The sequence below is a fragment of the Nocardia sp. 852002-51101_SCH5132738 genome, assembly GCF_001665695.1.
In the GTDB taxonomy this organism is placed as follows: domain Bacteria; phylum Actinomycetota; class Actinomycetes; order Mycobacteriales; family Mycobacteriaceae; genus Nocardia; species Nocardia nova.
This window is the reverse complement of sequence record NZ_LZML01000064.1, coordinates 1-20234: the sequence shown is the minus strand read 5'-3', so window position 1 is coordinate 20234 and position 20234 is coordinate 1. Positions and strand designations below refer to the sequence as shown.

At 67.6% G+C, this 20234-nt stretch carries 18 protein-coding genes; 13 read left to right on the top strand and 5 right to left on the bottom strand.

From position 1 onward, the window contains the following. Positions 1 to 5: 5 nt before the first annotated feature. From A5789_RS37280 to A5789_RS09890, 5 genes are all read left to right on the top strand, one after another. The gene (locus tag A5789_RS37280) at positions 6 to 164 is read left to right on the top strand and encodes a hypothetical protein (protein ID WP_167331885.1); all 159 of its coding nucleotides are present in this window, start codon (positions 6 to 8) and stop codon (positions 162 to 164) included. Next, entirely contained in the window at positions 161 to 595 is a 435-nt protein-coding gene (locus tag A5789_RS09905) for a hypothetical protein (protein ID WP_227462866.1), read from the top strand. The genes A5789_RS37280 and A5789_RS09905 overlap by 4 nt, the downstream gene beginning before the upstream one ends. Before the next feature lie 254 nt (positions 596 to 849). Beyond that, positions 850 to 3342, top strand: a complete 2493-nt coding sequence (locus A5789_RS09900) for a nitrate- and nitrite sensing domain-containing protein (RefSeq protein WP_227462867.1) — start codon at positions 850 to 852, stop codon at positions 3340 to 3342. After that, positions 3335 to 3724 (top strand): roadblock/LC7 domain-containing protein, encoded by a 390-nt coding sequence (locus tag A5789_RS09895; protein WP_030514865.1) that lies wholly within the window; start codon positions 3335 to 3337, stop codon positions 3722 to 3724. Before A5789_RS09900 ends, A5789_RS09895 begins: the two co-directional genes overlap by 8 nt. Positions 3725 to 3730: 6 nt before the next feature. Next, positions 3731 to 4096 (top strand): DUF742 domain-containing protein, encoded by a 366-nt coding sequence (locus tag A5789_RS09890; RefSeq protein ID WP_063012386.1) that lies wholly within the window; start codon positions 3731 to 3733, stop codon positions 4094 to 4096. Positions 4097 to 4121: 25 nt separating this feature from the next. Here the strand turns inward: A5789_RS09890 and A5789_RS09885 are convergent, their stop codons facing one another. The 4 genes from A5789_RS09885 to A5789_RS09870 form a co-directional block, all read right to left on the bottom strand. Continuing rightward, complete coding sequence (locus A5789_RS09885; protein ID WP_064901751.1) at positions 4122 to 6077, bottom strand: GMC family oxidoreductase; 1956 nt, start codon at positions 6075 to 6077, stop codon at positions 4122 to 4124. A gap of 176 nt (positions 6078 to 6253) precedes the next feature. Further along, the gene (locus tag A5789_RS09880; RefSeq protein WP_064901752.1) at positions 6254 to 8029 is read right to left on the bottom strand and encodes a PH domain-containing protein; all 1776 of its coding nucleotides are present in this window, start codon (positions 8027 to 8029) and stop codon (positions 6254 to 6256) included. Beyond that, positions 8026 to 8574 (bottom strand): PH domain-containing protein, encoded by a 549-nt coding sequence (locus A5789_RS09875; protein ID WP_082856870.1) that lies wholly within the window; start codon positions 8572 to 8574, stop codon positions 8026 to 8028. The genes A5789_RS09880 and A5789_RS09875 overlap by 4 nt, the downstream gene beginning before the upstream one ends. Further along, positions 8562 to 9422, bottom strand: a complete 861-nt coding sequence (locus tag A5789_RS09870) for an LLM class F420-dependent oxidoreductase (RefSeq protein ID WP_064901753.1) — start codon at positions 9420 to 9422, stop codon at positions 8562 to 8564. Before A5789_RS09870 ends, A5789_RS09875 begins: the two co-directional genes overlap by 13 nt. 198 nt (positions 9423 to 9620) lie before the next feature. Here A5789_RS09870 and A5789_RS09865 point away from each other — a divergent pair, with 198 nt between their 5' ends. From A5789_RS09865 to A5789_RS09840, 5 genes are all read left to right on the top strand, one after another. Then, positions 9621 to 12233 (top strand): bifunctional FO biosynthesis protein CofGH, encoded by a 2613-nt coding sequence (locus tag A5789_RS09865; RefSeq protein ID WP_082940592.1) that lies wholly within the window; start codon positions 9621 to 9623, stop codon positions 12231 to 12233. A 289-nt stretch (positions 12234 to 12522) separates the two neighbouring features. Continuing rightward, entirely contained in the window at positions 12523 to 12846 is a 324-nt protein-coding gene (gene fdxA / locus A5789_RS09855) for a ferredoxin (protein ID WP_030514872.1), read from the top strand. Between the two features lie 14 nt (positions 12847 to 12860). After that, positions 12861 to 13967 (top strand): succinyldiaminopimelate transaminase, encoded by a 1107-nt coding sequence (dapC, locus tag A5789_RS09850; RefSeq protein WP_064901758.1) that lies wholly within the window; start codon positions 12861 to 12863, stop codon positions 13965 to 13967. A gap of 112 nt (positions 13968 to 14079) precedes the next feature. Beyond that, the gene (gene pruA / locus A5789_RS09845) at positions 14080 to 15717 is read left to right on the top strand and encodes an L-glutamate gamma-semialdehyde dehydrogenase (RefSeq protein WP_063012379.1); all 1638 of its coding nucleotides are present in this window, start codon (positions 14080 to 14082) and stop codon (positions 15715 to 15717) included. Positions 15718 to 15751: 34 nt separating this feature from the next. Beyond that, positions 15752 to 16702 (top strand): proline dehydrogenase family protein, encoded by a 951-nt coding sequence (locus A5789_RS09840; protein ID WP_064901754.1) that lies wholly within the window; start codon positions 15752 to 15754, stop codon positions 16700 to 16702. Between the two features lies 1 nt (position 16703). On the opposite strand, the gene A5789_RS09835 is transcribed toward A5789_RS09840, so the two are convergent. Beyond that, entirely contained in the window at positions 16704 to 17570 is an 867-nt protein-coding gene (locus A5789_RS09835) for an oxygenase MpaB family protein (RefSeq protein WP_064901755.1), read from the bottom strand. A 166-nt stretch (positions 17571 to 17736) separates the two neighbouring features. Between A5789_RS09835 and A5789_RS09830 the strand changes: the two genes are divergently transcribed. From A5789_RS09830 to A5789_RS09820, 3 genes are all read left to right on the top strand, one after another. Continuing rightward, positions 17737 to 18381 carry a TetR/AcrR family transcriptional regulator gene (locus A5789_RS09830; protein WP_063012370.1) on the top strand — a complete coding sequence of 215 codons (645 nt, stop codon included), beginning with the start codon at positions 17737 to 17739 and terminating at the stop codon, positions 18379 to 18381. A gap of 370 nt (positions 18382 to 18751) precedes the next feature. Beyond that, complete coding sequence (locus tag A5789_RS09825; protein WP_324193247.1) at positions 18752 to 19645, top strand: helix-turn-helix transcriptional regulator; 894 nt, start codon at positions 18752 to 18754, stop codon at positions 19643 to 19645. Further along, on the top strand, positions 19642 to 19860 hold the full coding sequence (locus tag A5789_RS09820) for a DUF397 domain-containing protein (protein ID WP_064901756.1): 219 nt from the start codon (positions 19642 to 19644) through the stop codon (positions 19858 to 19860). Before A5789_RS09825 ends, A5789_RS09820 begins: the two co-directional genes overlap by 4 nt. The last annotated feature ends 374 nt before the right edge of the window (positions 19861 to 20234 follow it).

Genomic DNA, 20234 nt, shown 5'->3' with positions numbered 1-20234 from the left:
TGGGCATGTACAACTGGAGCCTGCAGGACGCCATCGTCGCGTTCGTCGAGAGCCAGAAGCCGAACTGGCAGGCGCAGCACGATCTGTACCTGTCGGTGCTCTACGGATTCGTCGATATGCAGAGTCATCTGTTGACCCTGCTCGGCTTCCCGCCGGTACCGTGACGGCCGCGACGACCAGCCGGACCGCGTATGTGCCCGGCGGGTCGAAGTATGCCTGGCCGGTGCTCGGCGGCGTGCTGGCGGCGGTGCTGGTGTTCGACGGGCTGCTCTCGGTCGTGCTCGAGGTGCTCTATCTGCCGCTCTACATCGGCGCCACGCCGTTCCCGATCGCGGCCCTGGTCGCCGCGGTGGTGAACGTGCTGCTGGTGCGGGGAATGGGTGTGGTCGTGTCGCGCCCGGCCGCGATGGGGCTGCCGGTGATCGCGTGGCTGTTCGGATTCCTGATCTGCTCGACCACCGGGCCCGGCGGCGATGTGCTGCTGACCGATTCGTGGACCTCTCCGCTGTTGCTGGCGTGCGGCATCGTGCCGGTGGGTTTCTATCTGTTCCGCCGCGCGTTCCTGCGTCCGAAGGCCACGCCCGCCACGCTCTGAACCGGTGCCGGTCGCGGGAAAGGCATTGCCGGAAAGAGATATCGGCGAACGGCTGTAGCGGGCCGGAGGGTCGGTTAGTCTCTCAGGCGTTATCTGTGGTTCTGCCGCCCGGCGGGTGGTGTGGTTAGGAAGTGGGGGCCGGTTGCTCAGCTGGCCGGTTGGCTCGGGTGCGCCGAGATCCGAATGCGCGCGGACATCGCCCGACAACAGGAAGATCACCCGTGGTTGAGTGGTCGAAGCTTCCTGGATTGCCTGTGAACACAAAGGATTCGCGCTGGCTCGGCCTGATGAGCCGGGGTGTGCGCGGGCGGGTCAGTGTGCGCGTGCGCCTGCTCGCGATCGTGCTGATCTCCAGCGTCACGTTGCTCGCCATCGGCGTGGGCGCGGCGTCGTATCTGGTGCGGTCGGGCCGCGATGCCCGGCAGTGGGCCGAACTCGCCAGCAGCACCGCGGCTCCCGCGGTCGCCATCATGGAGACCTTCGGTGAGGAACGCCGGCTCTCGATGCTGCAACTGGCGGGTGATCCCAGCGCCACAGCACAATTGACGGTGGCGCGGCAGCGCTCGGATGCGGCGCTGGCCGCCCTCACCGCCAAGGGCGACGAGGCGCAGAAGATGAATCCGGACAACTCCGGAGCCGATATCGCCGCCTACGGCCAGCTGCTCGCACAGTTGCCGCTGGTGCGTCGCGGCATCGATTCCGGCCAGGCACCGGCCGATCAGGTTTTCGGACTGTTCAGCCGCTTCACCGCGGCGATCATCGATGCCTCGATGCTGGCTGCCCGGGTCGCACCGGACGCCGGCATCGCCGTGCAACTCGGCTATGCCGTCCAGGTGATGCGGGCCGCGGAGGCGCTGTCCGAAGCCACGACACTCGGTGAATTGTTCCTGGTGACGAACACGTCGACGCCCGCGCAGTGGACCCAGTACATCAACTATCTGGGTGAATACCGCGGCCAGATCGCCTATTCGCTCTCGGTGCTGAAGGGCCAACGCGCGGATCAGCTCGACGCGATCGTGAACAGCCCGGCGTGGGCCCAGATCAACGAGATGGCCGATGCGATCGCCGCGCGCGGTCCGACACCGGGCACCGACGATGCCGACTCGAGTACCCGGGCCGGCGACACCACGCGTTCGCGTACGACCCGGCAGACCGCGAAACCGCTGCCGATGACCCTGCAGGCCTGGCAGGACGGTTCCGCGCAGATCGCGTCCGGACTGCTGACACTGTGGCAGGACAAGAGCCGGGACGCGCATGCCGAGGCGCGGGATCAGGGTGACCGCACCGCCATCGGATCGCTGGCCGGCGGCGGTGCGGTGTTGCTGGTGTCGGTTCTGGCCTTCCTCGCCTCGCTGGTGCTGGCGAACCGGTTCATCGGCCGGATGCGCCGATTGCGCCGCGACACACTGGAATTGGCCGATGAACGGCTGCCCGACATCATGCGCCGGGTGTCGGCGGGCGAGACGGTGGATGCCCCGTTGGAGGTGTCGCGGCTGGACTTCGGTTCCGACGAACTCGGCCAGGTCGCGCAGGCGTTCAACCGGGCACAGGTGGCGGCGGTATCGGCCGCGGTCGCGGAATCGAATACCCGCGCCGGTATCAACACGATCTTCCTGGATATCGCCCATCGCAGCCAGGCGCTGGTGCATCGTCAACTGGCGCTGCTGGACCAGGCCGAGCGGCGCGAGGAGAATGCCGACCAGCTCGAATTGCTGTTCCAGCTCGACCATTTGGCCACGCGCGCCCGCCGCAACGCCGAGAATCTGATCATCCTCGGCGGTAAGCAGCCCGGCCGGCGCTGGCGCAATCCGGTGCCGCTGATCGAGGTGATTCGCGGCGCGGTCGCGGAAAGCCTCGACTACACCAGAATTCGCATCGGCCGCATTCCACGCACCCGGGTGATGGGCACCGCGGTCGCCGACCTGATCCACCTGCTGGCCGAGCTGATGGACAACGCCACCTCGTATTCGCCGCCGCAGGCGCGGGTGGAGGTGCATGCCGCGGTGGTGGGTCGCGGGGTAGCGGTGGAGATCGTCGACCAGGGCCTGGGCATGACCGCCGACGAGCTCGACCGGCGCAACGAGATGCTTTCGCATCCGCCGGAGTTCAGTGTGGCCGCACTCTCCAGCGACACCCGGCTCGGACTGTTCGTGGTCGCGAAATTGGCCAACCGCCACGGTATTTCGGTGAAGCTGCGCGAATCGGTGTACGGCGGCGTGCGCGCGGTGGTGCTGATCGGAACGCCGGTGCTGGAAGCCGGCGACGTGAACGGTACGGAGTTCGAGGATCCGGGACCCGCCACCGGTGAGTTCGCCGTGCTCGGACCGGCGACCAACGCTTCCGCCGTCCGTGCCGAAGTGGTTGTCGCCGAGGATGTTCCGGTGACCGAAGTGTCCACGCCACCGGCGACCGATCCGGACCCGGGCACACGACGCTCGGCCTGGTTCACCTCGGCCTCCGAGCACATCGATTCCGCGCCCGCGACCGGGGTGTTCGGTGCGCCCGTGACCACTCCGGGCGTGGTTCGCGCCGGTGAGGGCCGCCCGCCGCTGCCGCGCCGGGTGCGTTCGGCCGATCGCGCCGATACGCCCGCGGCCGGCTCGAATACCGTTCGGCAACGCACCGCCGATCAAGCCCGCAACCTGATCAGCGCCGTCGAGCAGGGCACTCGGCAGGGCCGCCGACCCGCTGCCGAAACCGGCTCCACGGCATCACAATTCGACACAGACGAGGGTGAAGATGGCTAATCCCAACCGAAGTGACGTCGGCTGGCTGCTCGATGATCTGGTGAAGGGTCTCACCGGCGTGCGCTACGCGGTCCTGCTGTCCACCGACGGACTGCTGCTGGGTAACTCCTCGGAGCTCGAGAACTCCGATGCCGAGCGGTTCTGTGCGATGGCTTCCGCGCTGCACAGCCTGGCCCGCAGCGCCGGACACCATTTCGACGCCGGCGGTGTCTGCCAGACCATGGTGGAACTCGACCGGGCGGTGCTGTTCATCACCGCCGCGGGCGACAACGCCTGCCTGGGCCTGCTGGCCGCGGACAACGCCGATCTGGGCATGGTCGCGTATGCGATGAACCAGACCGTGCAGCGGGTCGGTTCACATCTCGCCGTCGACCGACGATGAGTCACCGTGAACGACGGTGACGCCTGGTTCGACGACGAGGCCGGACCGCTGGTCCGGTTGTACGCGGTCACGCACGGGCGTGGCCGCAGCAACCGGCCGGAGCTGGACATGCTGACCCTGGTGGTCGATATCGGCCGGGGCGCGGCGCTGCGCCGCCACGAACCCGAGTACGCCGCCATCGTGGAGTTGTGCCGCACACCGCAGTCGGTCGCGGAAGTCGCTGCGCGGCTGGAACTTCCGCTGACGATGACGAAGGTGCTCATCGGCGACCTCATCGACGACGGCCGCCTCGAATACCGCCAGCCTCGTCAGGACGAGGCATCCGACGTAGGCCTGCTGCAGGCGCTGCTGGACGGTATTCGCGGACTCTGACACGGCGGAGTACCGCCGGCACTGCTCAGCGCAACCGCGCCGCAAGGCGTTTCGCGTTCATATGGGCGATCGCCTCGATCGAGACCATCGGATTCACCCCGGACGCGGTGGGGAAGCAGGACGCGTCGGCGACGACGACGTTCGGCACGTCCCAGGTGGCGCCGTCGGGGTCGGCCGCCGACATGTCCGGGGAGCCGCCCATCCGCGCCGAACCCATGATGTGCAGCGCGCCCATCGCGCACTGCCCGGGTTCGTAGCCGGCGGCGGCGCACGCGGCGGCGAATTCGGCGTGCGACCCGGCGCGTCCGGGCTCGTAGGCGGGGCCGGCCTGCTGGCCGGAATAGATGCGGCGTGCCCCGGCGGCCTCGAGAATCTGTGCGGCGCCGAGGATTCCGGTGTGCAGATGGCCGCGATCGTGGTCGGAGAGCCGATAGGAGACCACCGGTTCACCGTTCTTGTCGACGCCGACACTGCCGTGGTCGCGGTCGCGGGTGATCACTCCGAGGGCCACCGACTTGTTCAGTTCCAGCAGATTCGTCCGGTAGGCCGCCGCGCCGCGCCAGTTCATGAAACCGACGCCCATGCCGGGATGGATGGGACCGGTCTCGTAGATGACGCCGTAGCCGTTGCCGTCCAGATCGCGGTGCTGACGGCTGATCCGGGCCTGCATACCGCCCTCCCACGGCCGGATCGGCTCGTCGAAGACACCGAAGACCGCCGCGGCGGGATGCAGTCGCAGATAGTCGCCGATGTTCTTGTTGCCCAGACCCGATCGCTTCAGCAGCGCCGGGGTCTGCACCGCACCGGCGGCCACGACCACGGCGCGGGCCCGCACCTCGATCGGGGTGCCGTTCGAACTCACGGCCGAGACTCCCTCGGCGCGACCGTTGTTCACGAGGATGCGCCGCACGTTCGCGTCGACCACGAACCGGGCGCCGTGCTCGGCGGCGTCGGCGAGCCAGGTCTTGGTGACCGACTGCTTGGCGCCGACGCGGCAGCCGTAGGGGCAGCGGCCGCATTCGACCCCGGCGTCGCACGCGTCGCCGACATTGCGGGGCAGGGCGTCGATATGCCAGCCCAGAGCGGTGGCGCCGCGTTCCAGCACGCTGTCGCGCGCCGAGAGCGGGGAGTGGCGGTCGTTGACGCCGAGACGGCCGGTCACCGCGTCCAGGGCGGCGGTGAATTCGTCCTGCGCGAACTGCGGCACACCGAGTCCGGCCCATTCGGCGCGCACCTCGTCGGGCGTGCGCAGCGAGGTGCTCCAGTTGACCACCGTGCCGCCGCCCAGGCAGGTGCCCGCGACCAGGGTGATCTGGCCTTCGCTGGTGGCGGGCGGGCCGGGTGCGTACAGATTGAGCAGGGCGTCGAGTTCCCCGGTGCCGAAATCCCGGTCGTCGTAATAGTTTCCGCGTTCCAGCACGATGACGTCGAGACCCGCCTCGGCCAGTACGGCGGCGGCGGTGCCACCGCCGGCCCCCGAACCGACGATGACGACATCGCAGGTCAGTGTGGTCGCTGCGGTCGGACGCAGCACGGAGAGGGCGGGCGCCGGCGCCGAGGCGAGCGTGCCGGGCGGGCCCGGATAGTGGATGGCCTTCCACAGCGGGTGGCTACCCGTGGGGCCCGGCGTGACGTTGTAGGACAGCAGAGCGGCCTGCTTGAGCGCCTGAAACAGCGTGCGCTTCAGCGCGATTCGGGAATCGCCGAGGCGGAGCAGGGTGCGCTCGCGCTCGTCGGCGGTCAGCGCCGAGAAGCGCCGGCCCCGGTTGCCGAGCAGTACCCCCGCCAATCGGGAATCCCACAGATCGAGCAGGGTGGCGAGCTGTTTCGCCTCGGAGGGGCGCGGGTTGCGGCTCAGGATGTCGAAAACCGTAGCCACGGAACCTAATTCGGTCGCCGACGGCAAACTCAGCCCGTCGCCCGGTGTGAACGTATCGCAGATCAGGCCCAGGGCTGCGCGCTGCTTCGCTGTCGGATCCATAAAAGCTCACCTTTCACAACACTGGGGTGAGTTGTATCACAATGCGTGAATCCGCGCTTACTTATCTGCCACATACACGCAGATATGGCTCAATTCCGGGTGCGACGCCGAGTTTTGATGGGAGAACTGCCGGTCACATGCAGTTCGGTGATCGGTGCCGCGCAGCAGCATCGGCGTCAGGTTGCACGCAGTTTCGCGACGGTGTGGTCCGGTGTCGAAACGGGCGTCGTCTCGTGTTCCGCACGCACGCCCAGCTGCCCGGGCGTCACCTGGTCGATCAGCGCCCACGCCCGTTCGATGGGCAGATCCACGATGCCGTACTTCTTCTTCCCGGCCGCGCTGGCCGCGATCACGGTCGCCAGTCCCGCCCGCCGCTGGAAAAAGGTCTGCCGCACGGTCCACCCGATCACACCCGGCGCCTCCAGGCAGTCACGGTCGCGATCCAGCGATCCGCGCCGGGTGATCAGCCAGACCGGACGCGTGCCGTCCGACGGGATCACCGCATGCCCCAGTCCGCGATATCGATCGTGTGCCAGCGCCGCCGCGAAGAGCGCGACGACCGCGAGGAGAATCCAGGCCCACAGCGGAACATGAAGTCCGGCAAGGGATATCGCGACCAGGAGGGCGAGCAGGACCCACACGGGCATGAAAGCGCGAGTGTAGCGCCGGCGCCGTGCGCGCGGGCCGTGCTGTTCGAGCGCCACCAACGCGGGGGCGGCGGCGGACGCGATCGCAGCGCCGCCCGCCGGGGTGGCGTCGGTGCGGCGGGATCCGCTGGTGAGGAGCTGGGCGAGGGTGCGGTCGACGGCGGCGCGCGGCGCTTGGGGGAGGAGCTTCTGGCGCGGGCTGGTGCCGGTCATGATGGCCTCGAGTTCGGCGCCGCCGGCCAGCCGGAGCAGCAGCGGTTCCTTGACCGTCGCACCGCGCAGTCGGGACAGGTCGAGCGTGGTCTGACGGGTGGTGAACAGGCCGCCGCGGATATGCAGCGCCGCGCCGTCGTCGAGTACCCGCAGCCCGAAATACGTGGTGAGGTAGCGGACGCAGGCGGCGATCGCGGCGATCACCAGCAGCACCGTGACCGCCCCCGTCACGGCGAGGGCGATGAAAACCGCACTGTGCTCGGTCAAGTCCTGCACGGCGTGCGAACGCACCAGCACATCGGCGACCCCGACCTTCGCGGCCAGGCCGATCACCGGCCCGACGATGGCCAGGCCGGTCAGCGACAACGGTGCGTACCGAACCCAGCGCGGCTGCCAATGCCCGATCTCGATCGCCTCGTCCGCGAGATCGTCGGTATCGCCGCTCAGGGCTCGCTGGAGTGCGGACCGGCCGGCGGTGATCCCGTTGTGGACCGAAGTGCCTTGATGTGCGGGCGTATTCGAATGGGCACGGATCCTAGGTTCGGTCGCCGATCCGCTGTCGGCCGTGTGACCGAAAGACCCGGGATTCGCGTTCGGCGTGCCGGTTGCCGCACCGGTGCCCGGCTCCGTGTTCTCGGCCGGCCGCAACAGCAAGGCCCGCAGTTCGGGAACCTGCCGCGCATCCACCCCGTCGAGGTGAAACCGCTTCTCCCGATCGGCGTGCTGCCCGGTGCCGATGACGAGCACCACCAATCCGAGCAGCCGATGCATCAGGTCCGCGTGCACGTCCACCGACCGAATCCGGGTCCGCGGCACGGTCAGGGTCCGTCGCTGCAGCAAGCCCCGGCGCAGTTGCACGGAGTCGGCGCCGATCCGGTAACTGGTGGTGAACCACCGCGTCAACGCGAACGCCACGATCACCACCGCGACCGCCACCGGACTCCACGCCGGCCCGCCGCTCTGGGTCCCCACGATCACCGCGCCCAGCAGCACGGGAATGTATTTGAACAATTCCCGCACCGGATGCACGAGCAGCATCCGCATATCCAGCCGGCGCCAGTCGGCGGTTGCCCCCACTTGCGGATCACTCACGTCGCATCCTCCCGATGAATCGACGCGATATCGGTCAGCCGGTTCACGGTGCGCTCGGCGACCTCCAGATCCAGCGCCGCGATCCGCACCGCGCCCGCCGAGGAGGCCGTGGTCACCGTCACCGTCGCCAACCCGAACATCCGCTCCAACGGCCCCCGATGCGTATCCACCGTCTGCACCCGCGTAATCGGCGCAACCCGGCTCTCCTGGTTGAACCACCCCGTCCGCGTGTAGACCGCGGTGTCGGTCACCTCCCACCGATGCACCGCGTATCGCCACACCGGCACGACCCCGACGCCGAACCCGGCAGCGACCACCGTCGCCGCCACCAGAGCGAGCGCCCACGCCCGATGCGAGCCGTCCAGCACCACCCACACCAGCTCACCCACCAGCACGAACGCCCAGAAGATCGCCGGCCCGGCCGCCCACAACAGCGGTGCCCGCCGACTGGCCCGCCACGCCGGAGCGGCCGATATCGTGCGCGCGGGCGAGACTTCCGGCGACCGGGTCATACCAGCCATCGTGACATGTTTCAGGTGATCCATCGGTCGGCGAGCCGATCGACCCAAACGAGACATTCCTCGGCGCTGTCCGGTGGGGCGTCGACGAGCACCAGTTCCGTGATGCCGAGATCGCCGAGCAGGGCGACGTCGGCGCGGGCCGGGTTTCGCAGGGCCACGGCCAGGTACAGGTCGGCGATATCGCGTCCGGCGTCCGCGCAGAACCGGGCCAAGAGTTGTAGCCGGTTGCCAACCGCGGACACGCCGTCGAGGTTGAAGCCGTACCAGCCGTCTCCCCAGTCGGCGACCCGCCGCAGCGCTCGGTCGCTGTTTCCGCCCACGAGGATCGGCAGGCGGGGCTGGGTCGGTTTCGGGTTGACGCGGATGCTGCGGAAGGAGACGTAGTGCGAGTCGTAGGTCGCGGGGTCGTCGCGCCACAGCGTTCGCAGGGCGTGCACGTAGTCGGCGGTGCGGGCCGCTCGCCCGTCGAATGCGATGCCGAGTGCGTCGAACTCGTCCCTGGACCAGCCGATTCCGATGCCCAGACCGAATCGGCCGCCGCTGAGCCGGTCCAGTGATGCGGCCTGTTTGGCCATGATCACCGGGTTGTGCTCGGGCAGCAGGACGATGCCGGTGGCCAAGCGGATGGTCGACGTGACCGCGGCGGCGTAGGTCAGGGAGGCGAACGGATCGAGCCAGTCGGCAGTGGCCGGGACGGCGATCCGGCCGTCGTCGGAGTAGGGGTAGGGAGACGACGAGTCGTCGACCATCACCACGTGCTCGCCGCACCACAGTGTCGCGAAACCGCGGCGTTCGGCATGCCGGGCGGTCGCCCGGACGATCTCCGGCCGGGAGCCGGAGCCGATTCCCAATCCGTGTAACCCGAATCGCATGGCATCGCCGCCTCGTATGTATCCGGTGTGACCGGCAGCCTAACGCGCCCGCCACCTGTCGACGCTCTCACCAGCGCACTCGTCCGCGGCGTCGTTCCGGGCGCAAACTGGTCGCCCGAAGCAGGAATAACCCGTGAAGGCCCCCGGGTTGTCTCACGTCACAGGGCACCGAAGGGAGAACACTCGGATGGTTGGCGCATGATCGACGGCGTGAACGAACAACCGCACACTGGGCTACCGACTCCTGGTGTACCGCCCGTTCCGCCGAGTTCTTCGGCCATGCGCAGAGCCTTGCGGCGAGCGCGCGACGGGGCGACGCTCAATCTCGACGAGGCCGTGGTGCTGCTGCACGCGCGCGGTGCGGATCTCGAGGATCTGGCCGCCTCCGCGGCGCGGGTGCGGGATGCCGGGTTGCGGGAGACGTATTCAGGGGACACCCTGCCCATCACCTATTCCCGCAAGGTGTTCATTCCGCTCACCCGCCTGTGTCGCGACAAATGTCATTACTGCACATTCGTGACGGTGCCCGGCAAGCTGCGCGCCGACGGCCACGGCATGTATCTGGAACCCGACGAGGTGCTCGAGATCGCCCGTAAGGGCGCCGAATTGGGTTGTAAGGAAGCGCTTTTCACGCTGGGCGATCGCCCGGAGGACCGCTGGCCGGAGGCGCGGCAGTGGCTGGACGAGCGCGGCTACGATTCCACTCTCGACTACGTGCGCGCCATGTCGATCCGGGTGCTCGAGGAAACCGGCCTGCTGCCGCATCTGAATCCGGGGGTGATGAGCTGGGCGGAGATGTCGCGGCTCAAGCCGGTCGCCCCGTCGATGGGCATGATGCTGGAGACCACCTCCGAGCGCCTGTTCACCGAGCGCGGTCAGGCGCATTACGGCAGCCCGGACAAGGATCCGCAGGTCCGGCTGCGCGCCCTCACGGATGCCGGACGGCTGAGCATCCCGTTCACCACCGGCATCCTCGTCGGCATCGGTGAGACCTACGCCGAGCGCGTCGACTCGATTCTGGCGATCCGCAAGTCGCACAAGGCTTTCGGGCATGTGCAGGAGGTGATCGTGCAGAACTTCCTGGCCAAGTCCGATACCGCCATGCGCGACACCCCCGATGCGGATCTCGCGGAGTTCCGCGCCACCATCGCGGTGACCCGGTTGCTGCTGGGCCCCAAGATGCGGATTCAGGCCCCGCCGAATCTGGTGTCGCTCGACGAGTGCCGGGCCCTGATCGATGCCGGTATCGACGATTGGGGCGGGGTGTCGCCACTGACCCCGGACCATGTGAATCCGGAGCGGCCGTGGCCGAACCTCGAGGTGCTCGCCGAGGTGACCGCGCAGGCCGGCTATGTGCTGACCGAGCGGCTCACGGCCCATCCGAAATATGTACTCGCCGGCAATCCCTGGATCGACCCGCGCGTGCTGGGACATGTTGTGGCACTGGCCGATCCGCACACCGGTCTGGCCCGCGACGTGAATCCGTCCGGTCGCCCGTGGCAAGAACCCGACCAGTCCTGGGAGTCGCTGGGCCGGGTGGATCTCAACACCGCCATCGACACCGAGGGCCGCAATACCGAATCCCGCAGCGATTCCGGGCTCGACAGCGACGGCCTCGGCGCCTTCGGCGACTGGGAAACCGTTCGGGAACAAGTACTTTCACTCAGCGCGCCGGTGAAGCTCGACACCGACGTGTTGAGCGCCCTGCGCGCCGCGGAGAAGGATCCGGCCGGGCTCACCGACGGCCAGTACCTGGCGCTGGCCACCGCCGACGGCCCGGAACTCGACGCCATCGCCGCGCTGGCCGATCAGCTGCGCCGCGACACCGTCGGCGACGACGTGACCTACGTGGTGAACCGCAATATCAACTTCACCAACATCTGCTACACCGGCTGCCGGTTCTGCGCGTTCGCGCAGCGCAAGGGCGATGCCGACGCCTTCACCCTCTCCGCCGACGAGGTCGCCGAACGCGCCTGGGAAGCGTATGTGGAAGGCGCGACCGAAGTGTGCATGCAGGGTGGCATCGACCCCGACCTGCCGGTCACCGGGTACGCCGATCTGGTGCGGGCGGTCAAGAAGCGGGTGCCGTCGATGCATGTGCACGCGTTCAGCCCGATGGAGATCGTCAACGGCGCCTCGCGCGGCGGGCAGAGCGTGCACGATTGGCTCTCGGCGCTGAAAGAGGCCGGGCTGGATACGATTCCGGGCACCGCGGCGGAGATTCTCGACGACGAGGTGCGCTGGGTGCTCACCAAGGGCAAGCTGCCCACCTCGGCGTGGATCGACGTCATCACCACCGCCCACAAACTCGGCATTCCGTCGAGTTCGACGATGATGTACGGCCACGTCGACAATCCGAAGCACTGGGTCGGCCACCTGCGGGTGCTGCGCGGCATCCAGGACGAGACCGGTGGGTTCACCGAATTCGTGCTGCTGCCGTTCGTACACCAGAGCGCGCCGCTGTATCTGGCGGGCGCGTCGCGGCCGGGGCCGACGATCCGGGACAACCGCGCCGCGCACGCGCTGGCCCGCATCATGCTGCACGGGCGCATCGCCAACATCCAGACCAGCTGGGTGAAGCTGGGCATCACCGGCACCCAGGTGATGCTCAACGGCGGCGCCAACGATCTGGGCGGTACGTTGATGGAGGAGACCATTTCCCGGATGGCCGGATCGGAGCACGGCTCGGCGAAGTCGGTGGCCGAACTGGTCGAGATCGGCGCCGGGATCGGTCGCCCGGTGCGGGAGCGCACCACTACCTACGGGATACCGAAACACCAGGTGTCGGCCCTGCCGCTGACCGTCGGCTGATTCGTCGGCGCCGCCTGGCGGACCCGCGCCGCGGAACTTCGGAGGCGGGCGTCGCGCACACCGGCGGCTCCGGCGATTCGGACACCCGCCGGACCGGCGAATCGGACACCGCCGGACCGGCGAATCGGACACCGCCGGACCGGGTCGGCGAACAGCGCCGGAGACGGTGTGTCGCATCCCGTCGGGATCGACAAGTTAGGCAAGGCTGACCAGTTGTAATGTGAGTCCCCGGGATACTGTTGCGCGGGCGGAAGTGTCCCGCAGGCAAGGACAGACTAGGAGAACGGCAGTGCCGTACATCATCGCTGAACCGTGCGTTGACGTGAAGGACAAGGCGTGCATCGAGGAATGCCCCGTGGACTGCATCTACGAGGGCAATCGCATGCTGTACATCCAACCCGACGAGTGCGTGGACTGTGGTGCATGTGAGCCGGTGTGCCCGGTGGAAGCGATCTTCTACGAGGACGACACCCCGGACCAGTGGAGCGGGTACATCAACGCGAACGTCGACTTCTTCGACGACCTCGGCTCGCCCGGCGGCGCAACCAAGGTCGGCAAGACCGACTACGACGTGCCGTTCATCGCCGCGCTGCCGCCGATGGCGAACGAGTAGGTAGCGCCTCGGTGATCCGCGATCGTGTGCGGGTCAGCAGTCTGCTGCCCGATTTTCCCTGGGACACCATCGCCGGGGCCAAGGCTCGCGCCGCGGCGCATCCCGACGGCATCGTCGACCTGTCGGTAGGCACACCGGTCGACCCGGTCGACCCGCTGATCCGCGCCGCGCTCGACTCGGCCGCCGCCGTCCCCGGGTATCCCGCCACCTACGGCACTCCCGAATTGCGGGAGGCCGCGGTGGCGGCGGTCGCGCGCCGCTTCGGCATGTCCGGCATCGGCTCCGATGCGGTGCTGCCGGTGATCGGCACCAAGGAATTGATCGCCGGATTGCCGCGACTGCTGGGCCTCGGCCCGGCCGATCTGGTGGTGATTCCCGAGGTGGCGTATCCGACCTACGAGGTGGGTGCGCTGTTGTCGGGTTCGCGAATTCTGCGGGCGGACGGCATGACTCGGCTCGGCCCCGAATCGCCGGCGCTGATCTACCTGAACTCACCGTCCAATCCCACCGGCCGGGTGCTCGGCATCGACCATCTGCGCAAGGTGGTGTCCTTCGCCCGCGAACGCGGCGCGATCGTCGCCTCCGACGAGTGCTACCTGGGCCTGACCTGGGATGCCGAGGCGGTATCCATCCTCGATCCGCGCGTCAGCGACGGTGACCACACCGGTCTGCTGGCCATCCACTCGCTGTCGAAGACGTCGAATCTGGCCAGCTATCGGGCCGGTTTCGTCACCGGCGACGTCGAGTTGATCCGGGAGCTGCTGGAGGTGCGCAAACATTCCGGCATGATGGTCCCGTACCCGATCCAGGCCGCGATGACCGCCGCACTGGCCGACGACCGGCACGAGGCGCAGCAGCGCGAACGCTACCGCGCCCGCCACGAGGTGCTGCGAAAGGCGTTGGAGGAGGCGGGTTTCCGCATCGACCACTCCGAGGCCGGCCTGTATCTGTGGTCCACGCGCGGCGAGAACTGCCGCACCACGCTGGACTGGCTCGCCGAGCGCGGCATCCTCGCCGCACCCGGTGACTTCTACGGCCCCACCGGCACCGAGCACGTGCGCATCGCCCTGACCGCGACCGACGAGCGTATCGCGGCCGCGGCGGTCCGGCTGTCCGCCTGAGACGGCGGCCGGGCCGCGGCTCGGTTTTCTCAGCAATCAACCGGCGACGCGACGCGCGTCGTACTCGTCGGTTTACCGCAGCATCGCCCCGATGCGGGACTAGCCTGGCGTTATGGACGCTGTCACGGTTGTCCCGACTCCGGCGAACGAGCCGGTTCACTCGTATGCGCCGGGGAGCCGGGAACGAGAACTACTGATCGGCAAACTTGCCGAAATCTCCGGGCGAACGGTCGATGTGCCGCTCGTGATCGGCGGCAAGCATCGGCCGGGGACCGGGCCCCGCTCCGAGATCGTGATGCCGCATCGGCACGAGCACGTGCTGGGCACCTACGCCGATGTGACTCAGGAGGAAGGCCGGGCCGCGATCGAGGCGGCGACGGCCGCCGCGCCGCAGTGGCGCGCGCTGCCGTTCACCGAGCGCGCCGCGGTGCTGCTGCGGGCCGCCGACCTGCTGGCCGGGCCGTGGCGGGAGACGGTGGCCGCCGCGACCATGCTGGGGCAGTCGAAATCGGCGCACCAGGCCGAAATCGACGCACCCTGCGAGCTGGTGGACTTCTGGCGGTTCAACGTCGCCTTCGCGAGCCACATTCTGGCGCAGCAGCCGGAATCGTCTGCGGGCGTGTGGAATCGGATGGATTATCGCCCGCTCGAGGGATTCGTCTACGCGATCACCCCGTTCAACTTCAGTGCGATCGCCGGGAATCTGCCGACCGCGCCCGCGCTGATGGGCAATACCGTGGTGTGGAAGCCCTCACCCACTCAGACGCTGGCGGCGTACTACACGATGCGGGTGCTCGAGGAGGCCGGGCTGCCGCCGGGGGTGATCAATCTGGTCACCGGTGACGGCATCGAACTGTCCGAGGCCGCGCTGACCGATCCGCGCCTGGCCGGCATCCACTTCACCGGCTCCACCCGCACCTTCCAGCACCTGTGGCAGCGGGTGAGCGCGAATATCGGCCACTACCAGGGATATCCGCGGCTGGTGGGAGAGACCGGCGGGAAGGATTTCGTCCTGGCGCACCGCTCGGCCGATCCGGACGCCTTGCGCACCGCGCTGATTCGCGGCGCCTACGAATATCAGGGACAGAAATGTTCGGCCGCCTCCCGCGCCTACATTCCGCGCTCGCTGTGGCGGGAGATGGGCGACGATTTCCTCACCGAGGTCGACGAACTGAGCTACGGCGACGTGGCCGATCTATCCAATTTCGGTGGGGCCGTGATCGATCGGCGCGCCTACGACAAGAACGTCGCCGCGATCGAGCGGGCCCGCGCGGCCGGTTTGGGCATACCGGCGGGCGGCACCTACGACGACAGCGAGGGCTACTTCGTCGAGCCCACCGTGCTCCTGGCCGATACCCCGCGCGACGAGGCGTTCACCACCGAATACTTCGGGCCGATCCTGGCGGTGTACGTGTACGACGACGATCACCCCGAAGCCTTCGATTCGATACTGGCGGAAGTGGATTCGGCGGCACCCTATGCGCTCACCGGCGCCGTCTTCGCCCGCGATCGGGCCGCGATCGACCGGGCCGCCACCACACTGCGCTTCACCGCGGGCAATTTCTACGTCAACGACAAGCCGACCGGCGCGGTGGTCGGCCAGCAGCCCTTCGGCGGTGCCCGCGCGTCCGGCACCGACGACAAGGCCGGGTCGTATCTGAACCTGCTGCGCTGGGTCGCGCCCCGGACACTGAAGGAAACCTTCGTGCCGCCGACCGATTACCGCTATCCGCATATGGAGTCGGAATGAACGGCTTATCGGTGGCCCCACCCGGCAGGCGACGATGAACCCGCTGCGCCCCGCGATCCTCGCCGCCGCCGGATCGGTGCGGATGAAGCGGGCGATCACCGGGTTTCCGGTCACCGCCGAGGTCGTGCACCGGTTCGTGGCCGGTGAGAACCGCGCCGACTTGGCCCCGGTCGTCGGCGAGCTGCTGGGCAGCGGCCGGATGGTGAGCGTCGACTTTCTCGGTGAGTACACGACCGAACGCTCGATGGCCGATGACGCCGTCGCCGAATACCTCGCGTTGATCGATGATCTGGCCCGATGGAACCGCTGGCAATCGGCGCAAACCGTTGCGCCGGTAGAGGTTTCGGTGAAGCTCTCGGCGCTGGGACAGTCGCTGGGGCTGGCGGGCCCGGAGATCGCCACCGCGAATCTGCGGACCCTGTGCGAGCGGGCGCAGCAGGCGGGGGTGTGGATCACCGTGGACGCGGAGGACCACACCACCACGGAAACCACCGAGTCGACCGTGCACATGATGCGTGCCGACTATCCCTGGTTGGCGGTCGCCACCCAGACCTATTTGCGCCGCGCGGAGGATCGCTGTCGCATCGCCGCGGCCGAGGGCGCGCGAATCCGGTTGTGCAAGGGCGCGTATCGCGAGCCGGAGTTCGTCGCCTACCAACGCGCCGCCGATGTGGACGAGTCGTATCTGCGGTGCCTGGAACTGCTCATGGCCGGTCCGGGGTATCCGATGGTCGCCACCCACGATCCGGTCATGATCACCGCCGCCCACGACCTGGCCGCCCGGAACGGGCGCGCCCCGGGCGGTTTCGAATTCCAGATGCTCTACGGCATCCGCTCGCTCGAACAGCGGCGCCTCGCCGAGGACGGGCACGCGGTGCGGGTCTACATCCCTTACGGCAACCAGTGGTACGGCTACCTGATGCGAAGGTTGGCCGAACGTCCGGCCAACCTCGGCTTCTTCCTCCGCGCCCTCGCCGAGCGCTGAATCAGACCAGCGGTCGCCCGAAGCGCCGGCGCAACCGCATGTCCGCGAGGTAGAAGTTGAACGGGAAGACCCGGATCACCGTGGGCATCCGCGTCCACACCGCCGAGATCGTGCGCAGGACGAATCGGAACCGGCGTTCGTCGCGCGCGGTCCAGCGCATCCCCATCTCGTCGCGCAGATGCTGCGGCAGCAGGGCGGTGACGGTGAAGCGATGGAACCGCCCGGCCAGCAGCTGAATCAGGCGCGGCTGCATCTTCAGGTCGATCAGATCGTTGAAGTAGCGGCGTACCGGCTCGTCGATGGTCTTCGTCGCGAGGTTCGCCTCCCAGAACGCGTAGAACGCGTCCCGGTCGGCCGGCCACATCTCCGGACGCATCTGCAGCCCGGTGCCGAGCCGGACGCTGTAGCGGTAGAAACGCTCGGCGAGTTCGGGATCCATCGGTCCGCGCATGCGCCGGTACAGATCGTCGACGCCCCAGTACAGGCAGGCCGCCACCCACAACTGCAATTTCGGATCGAAGGCGTTGTACTTGACCGGGCTGTTCGGTCCCGAATGCACCGGGCGGTGCGAGGCGTTGACCGCCTCCCGATAGCTCTGCACGTCCTCGTCGTTGCCCAGCCAGGCCACGGCCAGATAGGTCAGCGTGGTGCGCAGCCGCTTGAGCGGGTGCAACGTCACCTTGCCGCTGTCGACCGTGCTCTCCAGTACGCCGTAGCCGACCGGCGGATGGCTGAGCTGCATGATCACGTTCGCGGCACCGCCCAGGAAGGCGGCCACGCCGTCGATGTGTTCGCGCACCGTCTCCGGGGTCAGCTCGTCGCCCGGAATCTCGGGCAGCGGCTCGGTCGCGCGCAGGGGGGCGGTCATCGTCGACTCGTCTCCTGTTCCTCCCCGCCGGATCGGCGAGAGAATATGAGAAGCTTTCGTACAAACCTTCTCATCGGTGTGGCATCGTGTCAATCGAGGCCGCTGACCATATGGGATGATGAGAGCGTCACCGTGTCCGCGACCCGGGCGAACGAGAGGAACCACCATGACCGGCTCGACCAGACTGTCGACTCGGCTCCTGCCGCTGGTTCGCGGCGCGGGTCCGGAGGACCGCAATCAGACCACGGTACTCGACGCGGCACTGCTGGCTTTCCTCGATTTCGGCATCAAACGCACCAGCATGGTCGAGGTCGCGCGGCGCGGCCGGCTGTCGCTGGCGACGCTGTATCGGCGCTTCGCCGGCAAATCCGATCTGATTCAGGCCGTCGGGCTGTGGCAGGCACGCCAATTCGTGGAACAGGTCGACGCCGCGGTGCAGCGTCAGATCGATCGCGACGCCAGCGCCGAGGATCAGATCGTCGAACTGTTCGTCGCCTTCCTGGACGGGTTGCGCGGCAACAAACTGCTGGACCGGCTGCTGACCACCGAACCGGAGGTCGTGCTGCCCTACCTCACCGTGCAGGGCGCGCCGGTGATCGAGCTGGGGCGCGACTACGTCGCCGAGTTCATCACCCGCCTGCAGACGGAAGGCAAACTGCCACAGTATGATCCGCTGCCGCTGGCCGAACTCGTCGCGCGCAACGCGCTCTCGCTCGCGCTGACTCCGCAGACGCTGATCCCGGTCGACGACGAGGCCGCCTGTCGGCAGTTCGCCCGCGACCACGTGGTCCCCGGCTTCCGAATTCCCTAGTCACGGGATCAGCCCATAAGGTCCGGCTCGTCGGGCCGTGGTGAAATCTGTTGTGCCAGTGTTAGACTGGGGTATCGGGTGCCGAGTATCTCGGTGCTATAGCATTCGCTCGACGCATTGGTCTGCTGTTCCATCGCTGTCTTCGTGACCTCTCCAGATCTTCGCGGCGGTGCCACGCCGCGTACCGGTTCATAGAGCCGGGCCCGCGCCTCGGGGGCTGCCGGGTGAGCGCGCACAGAACATCACGATCGAGCTGTGGGGACCGGCGGAGATGAATTTCCCGGGGGCACTTCGGCGTATCGCCAGCACGGTCCCCAAGAATCCGGGACGAGTCCGGTCCGGATCGAAGCTCCTCGAACCCGAGAAGGAGATGGTCGACATGTCAGAACCCGGCAGTACGGTACCCAGGCGGCAACTCGGCCGATACCTTCGCGACCTGCGATCACAGACCGGGATGACGCTGCACGAGGTTGCGCAGAAGGCCGAGATCAGCGCGAGCACGGTCCAGCGCTACGAGAACGGCCGCTTTCCGACCAAACTCCGCACCGCCGACATCCGCGAAATCTGCGCGGTGCTAGGCGCGGACGACACCCTGACCGCAGCGCTGGAAGGGCTTGCGCAGCAAGCGAATGTGCAGAACTGGTGGCACGAGTACGACGACGTGATCCCGCAGGATTTCGATGTGTACATGGGGTTGGAGGCGGCGGCGGAGCAGTTGGTGGTCTATTCGCCGGACGCGGTGATCGGATTGCTCCAAACTCCTGACTACGCAAGGGTATTGATGCTCGGGATGTTTCCGGATGTACCGCGTGAGGAGATTGAGCAGCGGGTGCAGTTGCGAATACACAGGCAGTCGCTGATCGCTCGCAAGCGCGCTCCTGCGCAACTCGGGGTTGTACTCGGTGAGGCGGCGATTCGCCGGGTCGTCGGCAGCCCGCGTGTGATGGCGGCTCAACTGAGGCGCTTGGCCGACGTGAGCACGATGCCCAACGTCTCGTTGCGAATACTGCCGTTCTCGGCTGGTATCCCGTTGGGTGATGCGATGGGCAGGTTCATCGTCCTGCAGTTCGGCAAGGATGCCAAGGGCAACCCAATCGAGCCGACAATCGTCTATCTGGAGCATACGACGGGTGGAATGTATCTCGAGAAGCCGAACGATGTTGATCGCTACACTATTTCGTATCAGGGCATCATGCATGCGGCCCTGAACGAGCAGGCGAGTCGAGAACTGCTCCGGCGGGCAGCGAGGGAGTTTGGAACGTGATCGACAAATACAACGTGGATCTATCCGACGCCAAGTGGTTCACCAGCAGCCGTACCTCGGCGGGGCGTGAATGCGTCGAAGTTGCGTACCTGGCAGGCGGCTTGGTCGGTGTGCGGGACAGCAAAGACCGCACCCGCCCCCCGCTCGTCTTCACTTCCGGTGAGTGGCAAGCATTCATCGGTGGTGCGAAGGACGGCGAGTTCGACCAGGCGTAGTGATCACAGGTCACTGATTGCAAGGTCTCGAGAGTCGTGGCCACATCTCGAAATGCTTGGCCACAGGTTGGCCGGCCGGCCACGATTCTCGAGGCGCCGCGCCCTCAGCGCGGTGTCCGCGATCAGAGTTTCTGTTGGTGGGCGGATCAGAAAGGTGCCTACGGTGCTACTACAGCTATTCGGCGCGGCAATCATTCTGCGGCGATGAGCACGCGGGGGGTGGGCAAACGATATGGAATTTCCAACCTTCGACGAGATCGAAGGTTCGGTCGACGACGAGGTGACTCGTGCCGTCCTGGGGGGGTGTCCCTATCTCCGCTGTCAAGCGATCCGGCCGGGATTTCTCTGATTTCGAGGCAGTGGAGGGCCATCGA